General features: G+C 72.2%; 18 protein-coding genes and 2 pseudogenes. 13 read left to right on the forward strand and 7 right to left on the reverse strand.

Annotation, left to right across the window (positions count from 1 at the left end; all coding sequences use genetic code 11):
• Nucleotides 1-71: 71 nt before the first annotated feature.
• The 3 genes from J7F03_RS33955 to J7F03_RS33965 all read left to right on the forward strand — a co-directional run bounded on the left by J7F03_RS33955 (nt 72) and on the right by J7F03_RS33965 (nt 2310).
• Nucleotides 72-1295 carry an ATP-binding protein gene (locus J7F03_RS33955; RefSeq protein WP_374104430.1) on the forward strand — a complete coding sequence of 408 codons (1224 nt, stop codon included), beginning with the start codon at nt 72-74 and terminating at the stop codon, nt 1293-1295.
• Nucleotides 1292-1702 (forward strand): nucleotide pyrophosphohydrolase, encoded by a 411-nt coding sequence (locus J7F03_RS33960; RefSeq protein WP_214956387.1) that lies wholly within the window; start codon nt 1292-1294, stop codon nt 1700-1702. Before J7F03_RS33955 ends, J7F03_RS33960 begins: the two co-directional genes overlap by 4 nt.
• Nucleotides 1703-1824: 122 nt before the next feature.
• Nucleotides 1825-2310 (forward strand): DUF6099 family protein, encoded by a 486-nt coding sequence (locus tag J7F03_RS33965; protein WP_214956389.1) that lies wholly within the window; start codon nt 1825-1827, stop codon nt 2308-2310.
• An 85-nt stretch (nt 2311-2395) separates the two neighbouring features.
• On the opposite strand, the gene J7F03_RS33970 is transcribed toward J7F03_RS33965, so the two are convergent.
• Nucleotides 2396-2674, reverse strand: coding sequence for a hypothetical protein (locus tag J7F03_RS33970; protein WP_214956636.1), 279 nt, complete (start codon nt 2672-2674; stop codon nt 2396-2398).
• Between the two features lie 201 nt (nt 2675-2875).
• On the opposite strand from J7F03_RS33970, the gene J7F03_RS33975 reads away from it, so the two are divergent.
• On the forward strand, nt 2876-3799 hold the full coding sequence (locus tag J7F03_RS33975) for an LLM class F420-dependent oxidoreductase (protein ID WP_214956392.1): 924 nt from the start codon (nt 2876-2878) through the stop codon (nt 3797-3799).
• Nucleotides 3800-3815: 16 nt separating this feature from the next.
• Entirely contained in the window at nt 3816-4763 is a 948-nt protein-coding gene (gene mmuM / locus J7F03_RS33980; protein WP_214956394.1) for a homocysteine S-methyltransferase, read from the forward strand.
• 19 nt (nt 4764-4782) lie between these two features.
• Here the strand turns inward: mmuM and J7F03_RS33985 are convergent, their stop codons facing one another.
• On the reverse strand, nt 4783-5289 hold the full coding sequence (locus J7F03_RS33985; RefSeq protein WP_214956396.1) for a DUF4188 domain-containing protein: 507 nt from the start codon (nt 5287-5289) through the stop codon (nt 4783-4785).
• Between the two features lie 83 nt (nt 5290-5372).
• Between J7F03_RS33985 and J7F03_RS33990 the strand changes: the two genes are divergently transcribed.
• Nucleotides 5373-6014, forward strand: coding sequence for a MerR family transcriptional regulator (locus tag J7F03_RS33990; RefSeq protein ID WP_214956398.1), 642 nt, complete (start codon nt 5373-5375; stop codon nt 6012-6014).
• 88 nt (nt 6015-6102) lie between these two features.
• On the opposite strand, the gene J7F03_RS33995 is transcribed toward J7F03_RS33990, so the two are convergent.
• The 4 genes and pseudogenes from J7F03_RS33995 to J7F03_RS34010 form a co-directional block, all read right to left on the reverse strand.
• The gene (locus J7F03_RS33995; protein WP_214956400.1) at nt 6103-6807 is read right to left on the reverse strand and encodes an HAD family hydrolase; all 705 of its coding nucleotides are present in this window, start codon (nt 6805-6807) and stop codon (nt 6103-6105) included.
• Nucleotides 6808-6940: 133 nt separating this feature from the next.
• Nucleotides 6941-7315: pseudogene (locus J7F03_RS42815) on the reverse strand (MFS transporter); the annotation flags it as partial.
• Nucleotides 7312-7956: an MFS transporter gene (locus tag J7F03_RS34005; protein WP_214956402.1), complete on the reverse strand. Its 645-nt coding sequence runs from the start codon at nt 7954-7956 to the stop codon at nt 7312-7314. The gene J7F03_RS34005 and the pseudogene J7F03_RS42815, both read right to left, overlap by 4 nt.
• The gene (locus J7F03_RS34010) at nt 7875-8609 is read right to left on the reverse strand and encodes a cytochrome P450 (RefSeq protein WP_214956404.1); all 735 of its coding nucleotides are present in this window, start codon (nt 8607-8609) and stop codon (nt 7875-7877) included. Before J7F03_RS34010 ends, J7F03_RS34005 begins: the two co-directional genes overlap by 82 nt.
• 139 nt (nt 8610-8748) lie before the next feature.
• On the opposite strand from J7F03_RS34010, the gene J7F03_RS34015 reads away from it, so the two are divergent.
• The 6 genes and pseudogenes from J7F03_RS34015 (at nt 8749) to argF (ending at nt 17631) form a co-directional block, all read left to right on the forward strand.
• Nucleotides 8749-10278: a 3' terminal RNA ribose 2'-O-methyltransferase Hen1 gene (locus J7F03_RS34015; RefSeq protein ID WP_214956406.1), complete on the forward strand. Its 1530-nt coding sequence runs from the start codon at nt 8749-8751 to the stop codon at nt 10276-10278.
• Nucleotides 10275-12845 carry a polynucleotide kinase-phosphatase gene (locus J7F03_RS34020; RefSeq protein ID WP_214956408.1) on the forward strand — a complete coding sequence of 857 codons (2571 nt, stop codon included), beginning with the start codon at nt 10275-10277 and terminating at the stop codon, nt 12843-12845. Before J7F03_RS34015 ends, J7F03_RS34020 begins: the two co-directional genes overlap by 4 nt.
• Nucleotides 12846-13024: 179 nt before the next feature.
• The gene (locus tag J7F03_RS34025) at nt 13025-13501 is read left to right on the forward strand and encodes a hypothetical protein (protein WP_251072911.1); all 477 of its coding nucleotides are present in this window, start codon (nt 13025-13027) and stop codon (nt 13499-13501) included.
• A gap of 46 nt (nt 13502-13547) precedes the next feature.
• Nucleotides 13548-14774 carry an arginine deiminase gene (locus tag J7F03_RS34030; RefSeq protein WP_214956412.1) on the forward strand — a complete coding sequence of 409 codons (1227 nt, stop codon included), beginning with the start codon at nt 13548-13550 and terminating at the stop codon, nt 14772-14774.
• A gap of 65 nt (nt 14775-14839) precedes the next feature.
• Nucleotides 14840-16413 (forward strand): annotated as a pseudogene (locus J7F03_RS34035) (IS1182 family transposase).
• Between the two features lie 207 nt (nt 16414-16620).
• Nucleotides 16621-17631 carry an ornithine carbamoyltransferase gene (gene argF, locus J7F03_RS34040; RefSeq protein WP_214956414.1) on the forward strand — a complete coding sequence of 337 codons (1011 nt, stop codon included), beginning with the start codon at nt 16621-16623 and terminating at the stop codon, nt 17629-17631.
• Nucleotides 17632-17668: 37 nt separating this feature from the next.
• On the opposite strand, the gene J7F03_RS34045 is transcribed toward argF, so the two are convergent.
• A complete protein-coding gene (locus J7F03_RS34045) occupies nt 17669-18091 on the reverse strand; it encodes an ATP-binding protein (protein ID WP_214956417.1) in 423 nt (140 codons plus the stop codon).
• A 265-nt stretch (nt 18092-18356) separates the two neighbouring features.
• Between J7F03_RS34045 and J7F03_RS34050 the strand changes: the two genes are divergently transcribed.
• Complete coding sequence (locus J7F03_RS34050) at nt 18357-19184, forward strand: enoyl-CoA hydratase family protein (protein ID WP_214956419.1); 828 nt, start codon at nt 18357-18359, stop codon at nt 19182-19184.
• The last annotated feature ends 3 nt before the right edge of the window (nt 19185-19187 follow it).

Below are 19187 nucleotides of genomic sequence, written 5' to 3' on the forward strand. Positions count from 1 at the left end.
CGACCGCCGCTTCCGCCGCACCTGTTGCGCCCGCCGCTTCCGCCGCATCGGTGGCGCCCGCTGTATCGGTTGTGCCCCCGGTATCCGCCGCGCCCGGCGCGCACCTCGTGGCCGCCGCGCGCGCCGCGCGGGGCTTGACCCCGGCGGCCGCCGGGCCTGCCGCCGGGGGGCCGTATCTGCGGCCCGTCGTCACCGAGTTGCGGCTCTCCGCCTACGGGGCGCACCGCGGGGCCCGGTTCGCGCTGGGGCCGGTCACGCTCTTCGCCGGGCCGAGCGGGAGCGGCAAGTCGCAGGTGCTGGAGGCGTACGGGGCGCTGGCCGCGCTGGGCGGCGGGGCGACGCTCGATGAGGTGTTTCCCGAGCCGCGGGCCCGGATCCCCGACCGCGCCGTGCCCGACGCCGAGCGGCGGCGGGGGTTCCGGATCGGCTGCACGGTCGACGGCCCCGCCGGGCCGGTGCGGCTCGACCTCGCCGTCCAGGCGGAGCCCACCCTGAGGATCGTCGGGGAACGGCTCTCGGCGGACGGCCAGATCCTGCTCGGCACCGCCCTGCGCGACCCCGGGCGACGGTCCGTCCAGGCGGCCTGGCTGACCGGCGGGGCCATCGGGGTCACCAGGGCCCCGCTCCCCGACGACCGGCTCGGCACGGCTCTGCTCCCGCTGCGGGTGGCCGGCGCCACGGACGGGCAGCGCCGGGTGCTGGCCGCAGCCGAGCAGGTGGTCGTCGCGCTGCGCTCGGTGTTCCCCTGCGATCCGCGCCCGGAGCGGATGCGGGAGCCGGTGGCGCCGGGGGAGGGGCGGCTGCTGGGCGACTGCGCCAACCTGGCCGACGTACTGCGCCGGACCCGGCTGGAGTGCGGCACCCGCTACGGGCTGCTGACGGAGGCCGCCCGCACCGGGTGCGCGGGGTGGGTGGCCGGGCTGGACGTACGGGCCCCTGAGGACGGCCCGGTCACCGGCCTGCTGGACCGCGGCTCCGCCCGGCCCGCGACCGAGCTGGCCCGGCTCGGCGCGGGCGAACTGCGCTTCCTGGCCCTCGCGCTGGTGCTGCTGACCGGGCCGGGGGTGCTGGCCATGGACCCGGCCGCCGAACTGCTGTCCGCCCGGCAGGCGCTGGCCGTGGTCGCCGACGGTTTCGACCGGGACCTGGACCGGCGGCAGACCGCCGAGCTGCTGCGGCTGGCCGTACTGGCGTGCGGGCGCGGGCAGGTCCGGCTGACGGCCGCGGCGGGCGAGGCGTGCGCGGAGGCCGCCCGGGGGGTCGAGGGCGTCTCGGTGGTAGACCTGGGCGCATGAACGAGGAACGTGACATTTCCGTCGGGCGCGCCGGGGAGCAGCGGGCGGAGCGGCCCGAGGAGCGGATCGACCGGCTGCAGCGGCGGCTCGCCGACTTCGCGGCGGCGCGCGGGTGGGAGCCTTACCACACGCCCAAGAACCTTGCGGTGGCGCTGAGCGTGGAGGCGGCCGAACTGGTCGAGATCTTCCAGTGGCTGACGCCGGAACAGTCGGCGAGGGTCATGGAGAAGCCCGAGAGCGCACACAGAGTGGCCGATGAGGTGGCCGATGTGCTGGCCTATCTGCTGCAGTTCTGTGAGGTTCTCGGGGTCGATGTGCTGGATGCGCTCGCCGCGAAGATCGAGCGGAACGAGCTGCGGTTCCCGGTCCCGGGCGCTCCGGGGACCGACCGTCACTCTTCGGAGTGATGGCGTTATCCACAACCATGTTTGTGTCCACAATTTCCGAATACCCCTGGCTTTACCGGCCCGTTGCCCTCACTCTGGGTAGTGGTAGAACGGCAAGATGTCGTGCGGACGGGGGACGGCATATGGACGCGGTACGGCTCATCGCAGCCGGCCGGCACGCGCTGGCACAGAGCGGGGCTGCGTGGGACATCGTGGGCGAGGCCTGGCAGGCGCAGGCCCTCGCGCAGGGCATAGGGAGCTGGCTGGCGGTCACCGGGCCGCCGGAGCTGAGATCGGAGGCGCGGGGGCTGGGTGAAGCGGGGGGCAGAGGCTGCGGGGTGCTCGACCGGGCTGCTTTGCGCGGAGAGGGCTACGCGCCCGATCTCCCGCCGCGAGCGGCGCAGTTGACCGGGGTGGTGGATGTCCGGCAGGCGCTGCTCGGACTGCAGGCGCTCCTGGGCGAAGTGGGCATAGCGCTGGTCGGGGTCGCCTGCGGTACGGACGACGAGGGTCTGTACTGGCAGTGCATAGAGTCGATAGACGCGGCCGACGAGTCGAGCGACCGGGTGCGGGCGATCCTGCGCCGGCTTGCCGTGCGCGAGCGGGGGTCCGCGTCCGGCGTGGCCTGAGGCTCCCGGGACCGCTCACGGGTTCAGGCGGGAGCTGCCCCGGAGTTGGGGTGGGGCCCCGCCGCGCGCGGCGGGACCCGTGCGGTCAGTGCGACCGGTAGGACGGGCGGTGTTCGCTCTCCGGGCTGCGTCCGCCCTGGGGCAGCGGCGTGCCGGGGCTGCGGTCCGTGGAGGACTGGAGGTCGGCGTCGAGCTGCGAGAGGTCGGCGTTCAGCGCCGCCATCAGCTCTTCCATCTGCTGCAGCAGGCCCTTCGGCGCGTCGCCCTGGGCGGGTACCGCCGACTCCTGGCGTGCGTTGTCGTGTGCTGCCTGCCCGGTCTGGCAGTCCTGGCGGCGGGTCTCCGGCGCGGACTCCTGGGACATGGCGGCCTCCTCGGCCCTGGCCCTTCCGTGGCGGAAGGGGGCGGTGGACGCACCGGCGAAGGCCGCCGGCGCGCGGGCCGGGCGGTCCGGCTCCGTCCGAGCCAACGATCCCCATCCGGGCTGGTCACTGGCGGGTGCGGCCGTGGGCCGCCCGGTGGACTCAGATTCACCCGGCCGGGGTCGACGGGGCAGGATGGAGGCATGGATCTCCGTATCTTCACAGAGCCCCAGCAGGGCGCGAGCTACGACACCCTCCTGAGCGTCGCCAAGGCCACGGAGGGCCTGGGCTTCGATGCTTTCTTCCGCTCCGACCACTATCTGCGCATGGGCTCGGCCGACGGACTGCCCGGTCCCACCGACGCCTGGATCACGCTGGCCGGCCTGGCCCGCGAGACCAAGCGCATCCGGCTGGGCACGCTGATGACGGCCGGTACCTTCCGGCTGCCCGGGGTCCTCGCCATACAGGTCGCGCAGGTCGACCAGATGTCCGGCGGCCGGATCGAACTGGGCCTGGGAGCGGGCTGGTTCGAGGAGGAGCACAAGGCGTACGGGATCCCCTTCCCGGCGGAGCGCCTGGCCCGGCTGGAGGAGCAGCTGGCGATCGTCACCGGCCTGTGGGCCACCGCGCCCGGCGCCACCTTCGACTACCAGGGCGCCCACTACCAGGTGGAGAACTCCCCGGCGCTGCCGAAGCCGGCCCAGGCCAAGATCCCCGTCCTGATCGGCGGCCACGGCGCGAAGCGCACCCCGCGCCTCGCCGCGCAGTACGCCGACGAGTTCAACATGCCGTTCGCCTCGATCGCGGACAGCGAGCGCCAGTTCGGCCGGGTCCGCGCGGCCGCGGAGGAAGCCGGGCGCAAGGCCGACGACCTCGTCTACTCCAACGCCCTCGTCGTGTGCGTGGGCAAGGACGACGCCGAGGTGGCCCGGCGGGCCGCCGCCATCGGCCGGGACGTGGACGAGCTCAAGGCCAACGGCCTGGCGGGTTCCCCGGCCGAGGTGGTGGAGCGGATCGGCGCCTACGAGGCGGTCGGCTCCTCCCGGCTCTACCTCCAGCTGCTCGACCTCGCCGACCTGGACCACCTGGAGCTGATCTCGGCCCGGGTCCTGTCCCAGCTCGGCTGAGACGGGAGCGGCAGCCGTGCCCCGCGCGTCCGGCCCGCTCGCCGAGGCCCTGACCGGCCCCGGCCCCGGCGGCAAGGCCGTGCTCCTGGACGGCGGACTGAGCAACCAGCTCGCCGACCAGGGCTGCGACCTGTCCGGCGGCCTCTGGACGGGCCGGGTCCTCGCCGAGCGGCCGGACCAGGTGGCGGCCGCGCACGCCGCCTACGCGCGGGCCGGCGCGCAAGTGCTGATCACCGCGAGCTACCAGGTGGGCTACGCCGCCTTCGCCCGCCACGGCTACGGCCGGGAGCGCACGACGGCGCTGCTGCGCCGCAGCGTGCGGCTCGCCGCCCGGGCGGCCCGGGCGGCGGACCACGACGTGTGGGTCGCCGCGTCCGTGGGCCCGTACGGGGCGGTGCTGGCGGACGGCTCCGAGTACCGGGGCCGGTACGGGCTGAGCGTGCGGGAGCTGGCGGCCTTCCACCGCCCCCGCCTCGAGGCGCTGCTGACCGAGGGGCCGGACGTACTGGCCCTGGAGACGGTCCCGGACGCCGTCGAGGCGCAGGCCCTGCTCGCGGTCCTCGCGGAGACGGGCGCCCGTGCGTGGCTGAGCTACACGGTGGCGGACGGGCGTACCCGGGCCGGCGGGCCGCTGTCGGAGGCCTTCGCCCTGGCCGCCGAGTCCCCGCATGTCATCGCGGTCGGCGTCAACTGCTGCGACCCCGCGGAGGTGCTGCCCGCCCTCGAAGCCGCGGCGGCCGTCACCGGGAAGCCGCTGGTGGCCTACCCCAACGACGGCTCGGTCTGGGAGCCCGCCACCGGGACCTGGCGGTCCCCGGCCACCACGGTCCCCTGGCCCACGGCCGACTGGCGGCGGGCCGGGGCCCGCCTCGTCGGAGGCTGCTGCCGGATCGGCCCGGACCGCATCGCGGCCCTCGCCGCGGCCGGCGCGACGCCCCGGCAGGATCCGCAAGCGACGGCTTAGACGGCCTGCGGGACAGCGCTCAGGTCTCCCGGTCCGCACGGTGGCGGAAGCGGTCGGCCGCGCGGCGGCCGCGGGCTTCGACGGGGAGCATTCCGGTGGCGGCGGCCAGGCCGTAGGGCGGCATGTCGGCGTAGATCGACTCGTACGATCCCTCGGGCGCGATGTACGACTCGTGCCAGAGGCCCACGTGCCCGCGCACCTTGCCCGCGCGCTCCTTGCGGTTGATGATCGCCCAGACCCGGTGGTGGAACATGTCCGGGGCCGCCGCGTACGCGTAGAGCTTCTCCTTGGACTCCCAGTACTGGACCACATAGTAGGTGCGCGGCGAACCGGTCAGCAGGACGTGGCCGAGCAGTCCCCGGCTCTTGTCCCGGGCCAGTTCGCGGAGCATGCGGGGCATGGCGAACAGGACCGGCACCCAGTGGTGCACGGCCCAGAAGTGGTTGATGCGCATTCCGATCAGCAGGACGACGACGTCGCCCTCGGCTGCCGCGGTGGTGTGGCCCCGTACCGGCTTCGCGGACACTCTGCCTCCCGTTCGCCTGGTTGGATAGCGGCACTGTCCGTGCACGATTGGATAGTGGCACTCCCCAATGAAAGGTTCAAGAGATGCGACTGGCGGAGTTGAGCGAACGCAGTGGCGTCTCGACCGCGACGATCAAGTACTACCTGCGTGAAGGGCTGTTGGCGCCGGGCCACCGGATCAGCGCGACGACCGCCGAGTACGACGAGAGCCACCTGCGGCGGCTGCGGCTGGTGCGGGCGCTGATCCAGGTCGGCGGGATCCCGGTGGCCAAGGCCCGGGAAGTGCTCGCGCACGTCGACGACGAGTCCCTGGGCCGGACGATGCGAATGGGCGCCGCGCTGTGGGCACTGCCGCAGGGGCCCGAGCCGGACGAGGAGGACGAGGCCGTGATCACCGCGCGGCGCGAGGTGGACCGGCTGCTGGAGACGCTGGGCTGGTCGTCGGCCCGGGAGCTGAGCGACCTGTCGCCGGTCCACCGGTCGCTGGTGGTGGCCGTGGCCACGCTCCTGCGCCTCGGCTATCCGTGGGACGCCGAGCTGATGGCTCCGTACGCCGAGCTCATGCACCGGGCGGCCGTACGCGACATGGACTTCGTGGAGACCTACCCCTCCGAGTCGGAGAAGGTGGAGACCGCGGTGGCGGCGGTCATCCTCATCCAGCCTGTGCTGAAGGCACTGCACCGGCTGGCGCAGGAGGAGGAGTCGGCCCGGCGCTACGGGATCTGACACGGCCCGAGCGTTTCGGCGGCCGCGGGCGGCCGCCGAAAGAGCCCGTGCGGCACCGGCCATGCGGCACCGAGCAGGTGGCGGCCGGTCAGGCGGCGTACGACATCGAGGCGTCGAGGTCGATCCCCAGGATGCCGGCGGCGAGGTCGACCGCCTCGGCGAAGGAGTGCGCGACCGGGGTGCCCGCGCCGGCGAGGGTGTCGGCGAGCTGGGCGCCGCTGGACAGCAGGACCGCGGGGATGCCGGCGGCGGCCGCGGCGCGGGCGTCGTCCTGGGTGTCGCCTATCGCGACGATGCGCGAGGGATGCAGGGGAAGGCGCTTCACGTGCCTGCGCATGCTCTCCGCCTTGCTGCCGCCGGTGGGGCCGCGGCGGCCGTCGACGAGCGTGAAGCGGCCGGCCAGGCCCAGCCGCGCGACTTCGTCGCGCAGGTCGTCGTGGCTGTGGAGCGACAGCAGGGACTGGGTGTGGCCCGCGGCGGACCAGGTGCGCAGGGCGTCGAAGGCGCCCGGCATCAGGCGCGAGTCGGTCTTCGCGTAATCCGGGTAGCGCTGCTGGAACACGCCGTCCGCCGTCTGGCATTCGGCGGCGGTGAGGGGCCGGCCGAGCAGTCGGGCGTAGAAGTCGGGGACGGGGACGCAGAAGGCGCGGCGGTACCTCGCCATGCCGATCGGGGCGACCCCGAGGGCGACCAGGGAGTCGTTGACGGCGCGGAGGCGGGCCGCGTTGTCGTCGAGCAGCGTGCCGTTGAAGTCGAAGACTATGTGTCCCGCCGCACCTTGCGATGTGCTCATCTCGGGTCGAGTTCCTTTCGGGTTTTCGTCTGTGACGGTGTTGCCCCAGCCGCCTTTCGGACGCGGCGGCGAGGGAGTACAGGAGGGGGACGCAGGGGAGGCAGACGGCTGCCATCCCGAGGAACGCGACGGCCGGAGACATCGCGTACAAAGGGCCTGCCAGCGCGGTGACGCAGGCGCCTCCGAGGCTCATGGCCACGGCGGCGTGGATCCCGTGTGCGGAGGCCCATTCGCCCTGCGGAACGAAGGACCGGACGCTCTTCACGAACGAGAAGTGCGTGACGGCGAAAGAGCCGGCGTGCAGGATCTGCAGGAGGACCGTGACCGCCAGGGGCGGGTCGGCCGCGGATATGGACCACCGGACGACCGATGCGGCCACGGCGATGCCGAAGAGCACGGGGACGGAAAGCTTTTCGAGCCTCTGTGAGAGGTATTTGAAAAGCAGGAGTTCGGCGACGGTGGCCGAGGCGAGGAGCAGGCTCACGCCGACCCCGGAGAGGCCCGTCACCGGAACCTCTCCGCGCCGAAGGAGTAGTAGACGGCGTGTGCCCCCTGGAGCAGGAACGACAGGGCCAGGCTCAGGACGAAGACCCGATTGCGCAGGAGGGTCCGCCAGGAGCGCTTCGCCGGAATGCCGAGAGACGCCGTTCCCACGTCGGGATTCCGGGTTCCCGTGACGGCCATGACGGCGCAGGCGCAGATGTAGACCACCACGACGATTCCGGCGCCGTACCGGCTCGTGGCCACGCCCGTGACCGCCAGTCCGGCGATGAATCCCGCCGAACCCCAGTACCGGACGTTTCCGTAGCTGATCAGCCCGTTCGAACTTCCGAAAGTGGCGACCGTGTCGTTCAGCGGCATCAGCAGGGGAAAGAAGACGCCGATGAGTATGGAGGCCAGGAGGATCGAGGAGAGGGTGGGCGGAACCAGATAGAGGAGGCTCAGGGCCGCGGAGAACCACGGCAGGACCCGGGCGAGTCCCACGAGGGGGAACATCCGGCAGAGGGCCGGGAACAGGACGGAGACGGAGGCGGCGCGGGCCAGCAGGCCCACCGACATGGACAGGCTCACCTCGATGGTGCGCCCGTGCAGCTCGATGTCCTTGCTCGCGTGCCGGGTGACGTACTGGACGGGCCCCTCCAGGCGCATGCCTCCTCGACGACCTCGGCGATCCGCTCCGGGTCGCGCCGGACCTCGTCGAGGACGTCGGGGTGGGAGAAGAGGAGGTGCAGGCAGTTGCTCAGGAGGAACTGCGGAACCTTGTGCCCGCCGAAGATCAGGCGGATGACCTGCGCGATGATCTCGCGATCGTCCAGTTCCGCGCCTTCCTCGGTGACTTGGGGGGCCAGCCGGGATATCAGGTCGTTCTGCGGATTCGCGCGGCGCTCCCCGATGATCCCGGCGAGGTAGTCGAACATCTCCCTCATGCTTCCGCGCGTCTGCTCGCTGATCGCCGCGTCGGGAACCGGTGAGACGACGAAGTCCTGCATGAAGGCGGAGATGTCGTCGGACCAGCCGATGAAGGCGCCGATCTTGTCTTCGGGGATTCCCAGCATGCGGCACAGCACCAGGGCCGGAATCGGGTGGGCGATGTCCTCGACGAAATCGAAGGCGGTCTTCGCGCCGTCCGCGACGAGGCGCTCGATCTCGGCCGAGACGATCCTGCGGATCTCCGGGCGTACGGCCTCGATCTCGCTGACCCAGAAGGCTCGGTTGATCTGGCCGCGCAACCGGGTGTGGTGCGGACGGTCGTTGTAGATCATCCAGGTGGAGGCGTATTTCGAAGGCTCGAAGGCGATCAAGGTTTTGCAGCCCCTAAGGAACCCGCCGTCGCACTAGGGGGGTTCGCGACCGCCGCGCCGGCCGTGCTCGGCGGCCGGCGGTCGGCGCCGCCGGAAAATGGGGCGCGGACAGCACCCGTGGCCAGGAACAATCGCCCGTGTGTTCCTGACGATCTCCACCACCGGCTCCCCTGAACGACCCGCCACCGACCTGGGCTTCCTGCTGCACAAGCACCCCGGCAAGGCGCAGTCGTTCTCCACCTCCCACGGCACCGCCCACGTCTTCTACCCCGAAGCCACGGCCGAGCGGTGCACGGCGGGCCTGCTCCTGGAGGTGGATCCCGTCGCGCTCGTGCGGCGCGGCCAGGGCAAGGGCCGGGGCGGGACGCCCGACGCCGCGCTCGCGCAGTACGTCAACGACCGCCCGTACGCCGCCTCCTCGCTGCTGGCCGTCGCGCTGAGCGGCGTGTTCCGCAGCGCGCTGGCGGGCCAGTGCACCGCCCGGCCGGAGCTGACGGACGAGGTACGCCCGCTGCGCATCGAGATCCCGGCGCTGCCCGCCCGGGGCGGGGCGGACCTCGTGCACCGGCTGTTCGGCCCGCTCGGCTGGGAGTCGGTCACGGCCACGCCGGTCCCGCTCGACGAGACGTTCCCCGGGTGGGGCGACTCCCGGTACGTGCGCCTGGTCCTGGAAGGTGAGCTGCGCCTGTCCGACGCGCTGCGCGGGCTGTACGTCCTGCTGCCCGTCCTCGACGACGCCAAGCACTACTGGATCGCCTCCGACGAGGTGGACAAGCTGCTGCGCGCCGGCGAGGGCTGGCTCGCCGAGCACCCCGAGAGCGGCCTGATCACCTCCCGCTACCTGGCCCGGCACAAGCGGCTGACCCAGAACGCCCTGGAGCGCCTGGAACTGGTCCGCCTGGCCGAGGCCGACGGCAGCGAGGTCGAGGAGATCGACAACGCCGTCGACGAGTCCCGCGACACCGAGGAGAAGCCGGTGCCGCTCGCGGCGCGCCGCCGAGAGGCGATCCTCGCCGCGCTGCGCGACGCCGGGGCCGCCCGCGTCCTCGACCTCGGCTGCGGCCAGGGCCAGCTGGTGCAGGCGCTCCTGGCGGATCCGGCGTACACCGAGATCGTCGGCGTGGACGTGTCCGTCCGGGCGCTGAACGTCGCCGCCAAGCGGCTGCGGCTGGAGCGGATGGGGGAGCGGCAGAGTTCCCGCGTCCGCCTCACGCAGGGCTCGCTCGCCTACACCGACAAGCGGCTCGTGGGCTACGACGCGGCCGTGCTCAGCGAGGTCATCGAGCACCTGGACCCGGAGCGGCTGCCCGCCCTGGAGTACGCGGTGTTCGGCTCGGCCCGTCCCCGTACCGTCCTCGTGACCACGCCGAACGTCGAGTACAACGTCCGCTGGGAGACCCTGCCCGCCGGGCACGTCCGGCACGGCGACCACCGCTTCGAGTGGACCCGCGCGGAGTTCCGGGCCTGGGCCGGCCAGGTCGCCTCCCGGCACGGCTACACCGTCGCGTACGTGCCCGTCGGGGACGACGACCCCGAGGTGGGGCCGCCGACCCAGATGGCCGTCTTCACCCAGGCAACCGGTACCCAGGCAACCGGCACCCGGACCACTGACACCCTGGCAACCGGCACCCGCACCACCGACACCCCGAAGGAGGGCGAGGCAGCATGACCAGCACCACCGACACCGCCGTCGATACCGACCGGGGGCGCGTACTTCCCGTCACCGACCTGTCCCTCGTCGTCCTCATCGGGGCCACCGGCTCGGGCAAGTCCACCTTCGCCCGCACCCACTTCAAGCCCACCGAGGTCATCTCCTCGGACTACTGCCGCGGCCTGGTCGCCGACGACGAGAACGACCAGAGCGCAAGCAAGGACGCCTTCGAGGTCCTGCACTACATCGCGGGCAAGCGCCTCGCCGCCGGGCGCCTCACCGTGGTCGACGCCACCAGCGTCCAGGCCGAGTCCCGCCGGCAGCTGGTCCAGCTCGCCCGCGAGTGCGACGTCCTGCCCATCGCGATCGTCCTCGACATGCCCGAGGAGGTCTGCGCGGAGCGCAACGCGGCCCGCCCGGAGCGGGCCAAGCTGCCCCGCGCCGTCATCCAGCGCCACCGCCGGGACCTGCGCCGCTCGCTGCGCGGTCTGGAGCGCGAGGGCTTCCGCAAGGTGCACGTACTGCGGACGCCGGAGGAGGTCGAGTCGGCAGAGGTGGTGCTGGAGAAGCGCTTCAACGACCTCACCCACCTCACCGGCCCCTTCGACATCATCGGTGACATCCACGGCTGTGCCTCCGAATTGGAGACCCTGCTCGCCAAGCTCGGCTACGAGGACGGCGCCCACCCCGAGGGCCGCACCGCGGTCTTCGTCGGCGACCTCGTCGACCGCGGCCCGGACAGTCCCGGCGTACTGCGCCGCGTGATGGGGATGGTCGGCTCCGGCAACGCCCTGTGCGTGCCCGGGAACCACGAGAACAAGCTCGCCCGTTACCTCAAGGGATCCAAGGTCCAGCAGACCCACGGCCTCGCCGAGACCATCGAGCAGCTCGCCAAGGAGCCGGAGGAGTTCGTCGAGGAGGTCCACGCCTTCATCAAGGGCCTGGTCAGCCACTACGTCCTCGACGGCGGGAAGCTCGTGGTCTGCCACGCCGGGCTGCCCGAGAAGTACCACGGCCGCACGTCCGGCCGGGTGCGCTCGCACGCCCTGTACGGGGAGACCACGGGCGAGACCGACGAGTTCGGCCTGCCCGTGCGCTACCCGTGGGCCGAGGACTACCGGGGCAAGGCCGTCGTGGTCTACGGCCACACCCCGGTCCCGAACACCGCCTGGATCAACAACACCATCTGCCTCGACACCGGAGCCGTCTTCGGCGGCAGGATGACCGCGCTGCGCTGGCCCGAGCGCGAACTGGTCGACGTGCCGGCCGAGAAGGTCTGGTACGAGCCCGTCAAGCCGCTCGCCACCGAGGCGCCGGGCGGGCACGACGGCCGCCCGCTCGACCTGGCCGACGTCAACGGCCGCCGGGTCGTCGAGACCCGCCACCTGGGCAACGTGAACGTCCGCGAGGAGAACGCGGCCGCCGCCCTGGAGGTCATGAGCCGCTTCGCCGTGGACCCGCGCCTGGTGCCGTACCTCCCGCCGACCATGGCGCCCACGGCGACTTCACAGATCGACGGCTACTTGGAGCACCCGGCCGAGGCCTTCGCGCAGTACCGCAAGGACGGCATCGCCCAGGTCGTCTGCGAGGAGAAGCACATGGGCTCCCGCGCCACCGTGCTGATCTGCAAGGACGCCGACGCGGCCCGCGAGCGCTTCGGAGTGGACGGGCCCACGGGATCGGTCTACACCCGCACCGGACGGCCCTTCTTCAAGGAGTCCGAGGTCACCGAGGAGGTCCTCACCCGGCTGCGCGCGGCGATCACCGACGCCGGGCTGTGGGAGGAGCTGGACACCGACTGGCTGCTCGTCGACGGCGAACTGCTGCCCTGGTCGCTGAAGTCCGGCGGACTGCTGCGCAGCCAGTACGCCGCCGTGGGCGCGGCCTCCGCCGCCGTCTTCCCGGACGCCCTGGCCGCCCTGGAGGCGGCCGGCGCCCGGGGCATCGACACCGCGGAGCTGCTGGAGCGCCAGCGCGGGCGGGCCGCCGACGCGGTGAAGTTCACCGAGGCCTATCGGCGCTACTGCTGGACCACCGACGGGCTGGACGGCGTACGGTTCGCCCCGTTCCAGCTGCTGGCGGTGGCCGGGCGGTCGCTGGCGGCCGTACCCCACGACGAGCAGCTGTTCTGGCTGGACCGGCTCGTCGCCGCCGATGAGGCGTCCGGCACCGGACTGCTGCGCCGCACCGGCCGGATCCTGGTGGACACGGCCGACGAGGCCTCGGTACGGGCGGGCACCGACTGGTGGCTGGAACTGACGGCCTCCGGCGGCGAGGGCATGGTCGTCAAGCCGCTCCAGGCGTACGCCAAGGACGGCAAGGGCCGCCTGGTCCAGCCGGGCGTCAAGGTGCGCGGCCGCGAGTACCTGCGGATCATCTACGGTCCGGAGTACACCCGGCCGGACCACCTGGAGCGGCTGCGCGGGCGCCACCTCGGGCACAAGCGCTCGCTCGCCCTGCGCGAGTACGCGCTCGGGCTGGAGGCCCTGGACCGGCTGGCGGCGCAGGAGCCGCTGTGGCGGGTCCACGAGGCGGTCTTCGCGGTCCTCGCGCTGGAGTCGGAGCCGGTGGACCCGCGGCTCTGACGGCGTCAAGGAAGGGCCCCCGTACGGCCGCTCATTAGGTCGTATGAGGGAACTTTCGCGGAGAACTCCGGGAAACCCCCGGGCGGGATCGTTCATCCAGGGCAGCGGAATGTCCGCGACCCTGGAAGGACGGAACGTCACCTATGAAGATGACCGCGCGCGGAAGCATTGCGGCACTCATGACCTGTATGGCAGCGGCCGGCGCGGCCACCCCGGCCGTGGCCGACGCGGTGCCGGTGGGTGTCCCGCTGGACGCCGTGGAGACCTCACTGGGCGTGGCCGCCCCGCGCCTGGCCACGGCGGTCCCGCTGCCGGTCGTCGGCGCGCCCGAGGCGCCCCGGTTCCACACCGGGGACATGCTGCCCACCCCCCTGCTCCCCGTGATCCCCGTCAAGACCGAGCTCGGCGACACCCTCCTCACCTCGCCGGTGCCGAACCTGCTGGGCCGGCCGGAGACGGACGGCGAAGGCTCCGTGTCGTCGCCGGCCACCACTCTGATCGCCGACGGTCCCGGCGCGATCGTCGGCTCCCCGCTGACGATGCCCGACGCCTCCAACTTCGGGCTGCCGAACCTGACCACCCCGAAGCTGGGCCTCACCGCCCCGGCGCTCGTCGGCGCCCCATCGGCGCTTCTCGGCCTCGGCACCCCCCGCTGAGCCGACGCCACGTCAAAAAGCCGCCCGGTCTGCGAACGTGTACGGCATGGGATTCCATGTCGATTCCGAGACCGGGCGGCTTCGCCGCGTCATCCTCCACCGGCCCGACCTGGAGCTGAAGCGGCTCACACCGAGCAACAAGGACGCGTTGCTCTTCGACGACGTGCTGTGGGTGCGCCGGGCGCGCCAGGAGCACGACGGCTTCGCCGACGTACTGCGCGACCGGGGCGTCGCGGTCCACCTCTTCGGGGACCTGCTGCGCGAGGCCCTGGACATCCCGGAGGCGAGACGCCTCGTACTGGACCGGGTCTTCGACGAGAAGGAGTACGGTCCGCTCGCCACCGACCACCTGCGGTCGGCCTTCGAGGGACTGGACTCGACCGTCCTGGCCGAGGCGCTGGTCGGCGGGATGACCAAGCGGGAGTTCCTGGAGCGGCACGCCGAGCCGGTGTCGGTCCGCTTCCACGCCTTGGACCTGGACGGCTTCCTGCTGGGGCCGCTGCCCAACCACCTCTTCACCCGCGACACCTCCGCCTGGATCTACGACGGGGTGTCCATCAACGCGATGCGCTGGCCGGCCCGGCAGCGCGAGACCGTGCACTTCGAGGCCATCTACAAGCACCACCCGCTCTTCACCGCCTCCGGCGCCTTCCACTTCTGGTCGCAGGGGCAGGCCGACTACCCCTCCACCATCGAGGGCGGTGACGTCCTGGTCATCGGCAACGGCGCCGTGCTGATCGGGATGAGCGAGCGGACCACCCCGCAGGCGGTGGAGATGCTGGCGCGCGGGCTGTTCGCCGCCGGGTCGGCGACCACGATCGTGGCGCTCGACATGCCCAAGCGGCGGGCGTTCATGCACTTGGACACCGTGATGACGATGGTCGACGGAGATACGTTCACTCAGTACGGGGGCCTGGGCATGCTGCGCTCCTACACGATCGAGCCGGGCGACGGGCTGAGCGAGCTGAAGGTGACCGACCACGCGCCGGAGCACATGCACCGGGCGATCGCGGCGGCGCTCGGCCTGGATTCGATCCGGGTGCTGACCGCGACGCAGGACGTGCACTCGGCGGAGCGCGAGCAGTGGGACGACGGCTGCAACGTGCTGGCGGTGGAGCCGGGTGTGGTCGTCGCCTACGAGCGCAACGTCACGACCAACACCCATCTGCGCAAGGAGGGCATCGAGGTGATCGAGATCCCGGGCAGCGAGCTGGGGCGGGGGCGCGGCGGGCCGCGCTGTATGAGCTGTCCGGTGGAGCGGGACGGGGCCTAGGAGATCGCTGAAAATCTTTCAGGTTCTGGCCTCACGCCGGCTGGCGTGGGGCCAGACTGCTGTGTGTGCAGGGGGAATGGGATGGGGAGCTGGTCGGGCCGGATGTGTGGGAGACCTGCCGGGAGTTGATCCCGGCGGGGAGCGTGTTCGCGTTCCTGGCCGAGCACCGGGAGGTGCTGTTCCCGGGCTCGATGTTCGCGGACATGTACCCGTCGGCGAACGGGCGCCCGAGCTTGCCGCCGCAGGTCCTGGCCGCGGCGGTGGTCCTGCAGAGCCTGCACGGCCTGTCGGACTTCGACACGGTCCAGGAACTGCGCTGCGACCTGCGCTGGAAGGCCGCCTGCGGCCTGGGCTTGTATGACACCGCGTTCGACCCGTCGCTGTTGACGTACTTCCGGCGCCGTCTTCAGCGCTCCAGTGATCCGAACCGGCTGTTCACCAAGGTCAAGGAGGTCGTGGCGGCCACCGGCGTGCTCAAGGGCAAGCGCCGGCGGGCGCTGGACTCCACCGTGCTGGACGACGCGGTGGCCACCCAGGACACCGTCACCCAGCTCGTCGCCGCGATCCGCCGGGTGATCCGCGATGTCCCCGGCGCCGAGCGCATCGCGACGGCGTGGTGCACCGCCCACGACTACACCGACCCGGGCAAGCCCCGTATCGCCTGGAACGACGAGGCCGCCCGCGCCGCGCTGGTCGACGCCCTGGTCACCGACGCTCTCAACCTGCTCGGCCGTCTGCCCGAGCGGCAGCTGGACGAGAAGGCCGCCGACGCGGTCGGCCTGCTGGCCCTGGTCGCCGGGCAGGACGTCGAGGTCGCCGACGGCTCCGACGGCCGTGACGGGCGCTGGCGCATCGCCCGGGGCACCGTCTACGACCGGGTGGTGTCCACCGTGGATCCCGAGGCCCGGCACATCCACAAGAACCGCACCCGCCACCAGGAGGGCTTCCGCGCCCACGGCGCCTTCGAACCCGAGACCGGCCTGCTCACCGAGGTCGAACTCACCGTCGGAAGCGGCCCCGAGAACCACGAGGCCGCCATCGCCCAGACCCTCCTCGCCGACGAGGCCGAGGACCTGACCGTCCTCGGCGACACCGCCTACGGCACCGGCGACCTGCGCAAAGCCCTCGAAGCCGACGGCCACACCCTCGTCATCAAGCCGCCACCACTACGGCCCGCCGTCCCCGGCGGCTTCACCGCCGACGACTTCCACGTCAACACCACCGCGGGCACCGTCACCTGCCCAGCCGGCCACACCGTCCCGCTCGGCCGCCCCGACCCCAACGGCGCCCGCACCGCCCAGTTCAAGAAACGCTGCGACACCTGCCCGCTGCGCGAGATGTGCACCCGCTCCAAGACAGGCCGGGCCTTCCAGGTCCACGCCCACTACGACCGCCTCAAAGCCGCCCGCCAAGGCGCCGCCGACCCCGACTGGCAGGCCGAATACCGGCGCTGGCGACCACCAGTCGAACGCGCCATGGCCTGGCTCGTCGCCAGAGGCAACCGCCGAGTCCCCTACCGGGGCGTCCTGAAGAACAACACCTGGCTCCACAACCGCGCCGCCGCCCTCAACCCCGCCGACTGATCAACCTCGGCCTCACCCGCACGAACAGGACCTGGGCCATCGCCCCCGCCACATAACGACGGAGGGGCATCACGCCCGCACGACGACACCCCTCCACCAGCAAGATCTTCAGGAGACTTCTAGACGGCCCGGCACCGGCTGAGGCCGCTCGACGCGGGCGGGGCGGGGTGCGGGGAGCGCTGGGGAGCCACGGGGGTCTGTATATCAATGCAGAGCGTCGTATAGACTTCCAGCGTTCCTGTCACCGTGACTTTGGAGTCCCCATGGGCACCGACCTCGTCGGCCGCAGTTTCCTCAAGGAGCTCGACTTCTCGGCCGCCGAGTTCCGCGGCCTGGTCGAGCTCGCCGCCGAACTCAAGGCGGCCAAGAAGGCCGGGACCGAGCGGCGCCGCCTGCAGGGCAAGAACATCGCCCTGATCTTCGAGAAGACCTCCACGCGCACCCGCTGCGCCTTCGAGGTCGCCGCCGCCGACCAGGGCGCCCACACCACCTACCTCGACCCCTCCGGCTCCCAGATGGGCCACAAGGAATCGGTCGAGGACACCGCGCGGGTGCTGGGCCGGATGTTCGACGGCATCGAGTACCGGGGCGACGCGCAGGACACCGTCGAGCAGCTCGCCGCCCACGCCGGCGTACCCGTGTTCAACGGTCTCACCGACGACTGGCACCCCACCCAGATGCTGGCCGACGTCCTCACGATGACCGAGCACTGCGCCAAGCCGCTGGAGCGGATCGCCTTCGCCTACCTCGGCGACGCCCGCTTCAACATGGGCAACTCCTACCTGGTGACCGGCGCGCTGCTGGGCATGGACGTACGGATCGTCGCGCCCCGGCGGTACTGGCCGGCCGAGTCGGTGGTCGCCGCGGCGCGCGAGCTGGCGGCCACGAGCGGCGCCAGGATCACCCTCACCGAGGACCTCGGGGAAGGTGTCGGGCAGGCCGCCTTCGTGCTGACGGACATCTGGGTGTCCATGGGCGAGCCCAAGGAGGTCTGGGACGAGCGGATCGAGGCGCTGTCCCCGTACGCCGTCACCATGGACGTGCTGCGCGCCACCGGGAACCCGGACGTGAAGTTCATGCACTGCCTGCCGGCCTTCCACGACCTCGGCACCAAGGTGGCGCGGGAGATCCACGAGCGGCACGGGCTGGACTCGCTGGAGGTGACGGACGAGGTGTTCGAGTCCGCGCACTCGGTCGTCTTCGACGAGGCGGAGAACCGGCTGCACACCATCAAGGCGGTCCTCGTCGCGACCCTCGCCGAGCCCGGCGCATAGTCATGCGCCCGCTTGGGGCCGCGAGGTCTAGGACGGCCTAGAGCGGGCGCCGCCGGGACGGCAGGGTGAACCAGACCGCCTTGCCGTGCGGGGTGCTGCGGTGGCCGCAGGCGGAGCTGAGGGTCCGGATCAGCAGCAGGCCGCGGCCGTGCTCCTGCCAGGGGTCGGGGTGCGCGTCGTCCGCGCGCGGGGCGGTGAGGTCGCCGGGGGCTCGGGGGTCCCCGTCGTGGACCTCGACCTGGCACCCGTTCGCGAGCAGCTCCACGACCAGTTCGATCGGGGCGGCGGACGGGGTGTGCTCGACGGCGTTGGCGACCAGCTCGGCGGTGAGCAGCTCGGCGGTGTCGCTGTCGGCGGGGGCGTCGATGTCGGCGAGGGCCGTGCGGACCAGGGCACGGGCGATCGGTACGGCTGCCGTCGTGTGCGGCAGGCTGATCCGCCAGGCGGAGGCGTCGGGCAAGGCGGGACCATCCGTTCCGTGGGTCGCGGGCAGGGGGCGTACATGCGTGTCTTCGGGATGCCGCGGGGGAAATCCTGATTTCAACGATACGAAGTGGAAATGTCATGCCGTAGGGCACCCCGACGTGAGCGCAAGGGACGTCGGGCACTCCGGTTCGGGACCTTCGGTGCGTGAGGCCTGCGCGAGGCGGTCCGGTCCACGACGGGAGCTCCGATGTATCGCGTTTCTGTGACGGCAGTCACGGGGCGGTGATACCTTCGGGAGGGTGAGTCCCTTCCTTGGTTCCACACCAGCGACCGAACGCTGGCGCCACCTGCGGGTGGACCGGCGGGACGGCGTCGCCACCGTCACCCTCGACCGCCCCGAGAAGCTGAACGCGCTCACCTTCGGCGCCTACGCCGACCTGCGCGACCTGCTCGCCGAACTGTCCAGGGAGCGTTCCGTACGTGCCCTCGTGCTCGGCGGCGAGGGACGCGGCTTCTGCTCCGGAGGCGACGTCGACGAGATCATCGGCGCCACCCTCGCGATGGACACCGCCCAGCTCCTCGACTTCAACCGGATGACCGGCCAGGTCGTGCGCGCCCTGCGCGAATGCCCCTTCCCGGTGATCGCCGCCGTCCACGGCGTCGCCGCCGGCGCCGGGGCCGTCATCGCGCTCGCCGCCGACTTCCGCATCGCCGACCCCACCGCCCGCTTCGCCTTCCTCTTCACCCGCGTCGGCCTCTCCGGCGGCGACATGGGCGCCGCGTACCTGCTGCCCCGGGTCGTCGGGCTCGGCCACGCCACCCGGCTGCTCATGCTGGGAGAACAGGTCAGGGCGCCCGAGGCCGAGCGGATCGGGCTGCTGAGCGAGGTGACCGAGGAGGGCAAGGCCTCCGCGCGGGCCGCCGAACTCGCCGCGCACCTCGCCGCCGGCCCCGCCCTCGCCTACGCGCAGACCAAGGCACTGCTGACCGCCGAGCTGGACATGCCGCTCGCCGCCTCCGTGGAGCTGGACGCGAACACCCAGGCGCTGCTGATGAACGGGGAGGACTACCGGGAGTTCCACGCGGCCTTCACCGGGAAGCGGCCGCCCCAGTGGAAGGGCAGGTAGCGC

Origin of the sequence: Streptomyces sp. ISL-43 (assembly GCF_018614195.1) — a bacterium.
Classification (GTDB): domain Bacteria; phylum Actinomycetota; class Actinomycetes; order Streptomycetales; family Streptomycetaceae; genus Streptomyces.

What these genes read in the sequence shown, in the direction of transcription:
- J7F03_RS33960 (WP_214956387.1), top strand. Translation starts at nt 1,292, where the DNA reads ATGAACGAGGAACGTGACATTTCCGTCGGGCGCGCCGGGGAGCAGCGG.
- J7F03_RS33965 (WP_214956389.1), top strand. Translation starts at nt 1,825, where the DNA reads ATGGACGCGGTACGGCTCATCGCAGCCGGCCGGCACGCGCTGGCACAG.
- J7F03_RS33970 (WP_214956636.1), bottom strand. Translation starts at nt 2,674, where the DNA reads ATGTCCCAGGAGTCCGCGCCGGAGACCCGCCGCCAGGACTGCCAGACC.
- J7F03_RS33975 (WP_214956392.1), top strand. Translation starts at nt 2,876, where the DNA reads ATGGATCTCCGTATCTTCACAGAGCCCCAGCAGGGCGCGAGCTACGAC.
- J7F03_RS33990 (WP_214956398.1), top strand. Translation starts at nt 5,373, where the DNA reads ATGCGACTGGCGGAGTTGAGCGAACGCAGTGGCGTCTCGACCGCGACG.
- J7F03_RS33995 (WP_214956400.1), bottom strand. Translation starts at nt 6,807, where the DNA reads ATGAGCACATCGCAAGGTGCGGCGGGACACATAGTCTTCGACTTCAAC.
- J7F03_RS34005 (WP_214956402.1), bottom strand. Translation starts at nt 7,956, where the DNA reads ATGCGCCTGGAGGGGCCCGTCCAGTACGTCACCCGGCACGCGAGCAAG.
- J7F03_RS34020 (WP_214956408.1), top strand. Translation starts at nt 10,275, where the DNA reads ATGACCAGCACCACCGACACCGCCGTCGATACCGACCGGGGGCGCGTA.
- J7F03_RS34025 (WP_251072911.1), top strand. Translation starts at nt 13,025, where the DNA reads ATGACCTGTATGGCAGCGGCCGGCGCGGCCACCCCGGCCGTGGCCGAC.
- J7F03_RS34030 (WP_214956412.1), top strand. Translation starts at nt 13,548, where the DNA reads ATGGGATTCCATGTCGATTCCGAGACCGGGCGGCTTCGCCGCGTCATC.
- argF (WP_214956414.1), top strand. Translation starts at nt 16,621, where the DNA reads ATGGGCACCGACCTCGTCGGCCGCAGTTTCCTCAAGGAGCTCGACTTC.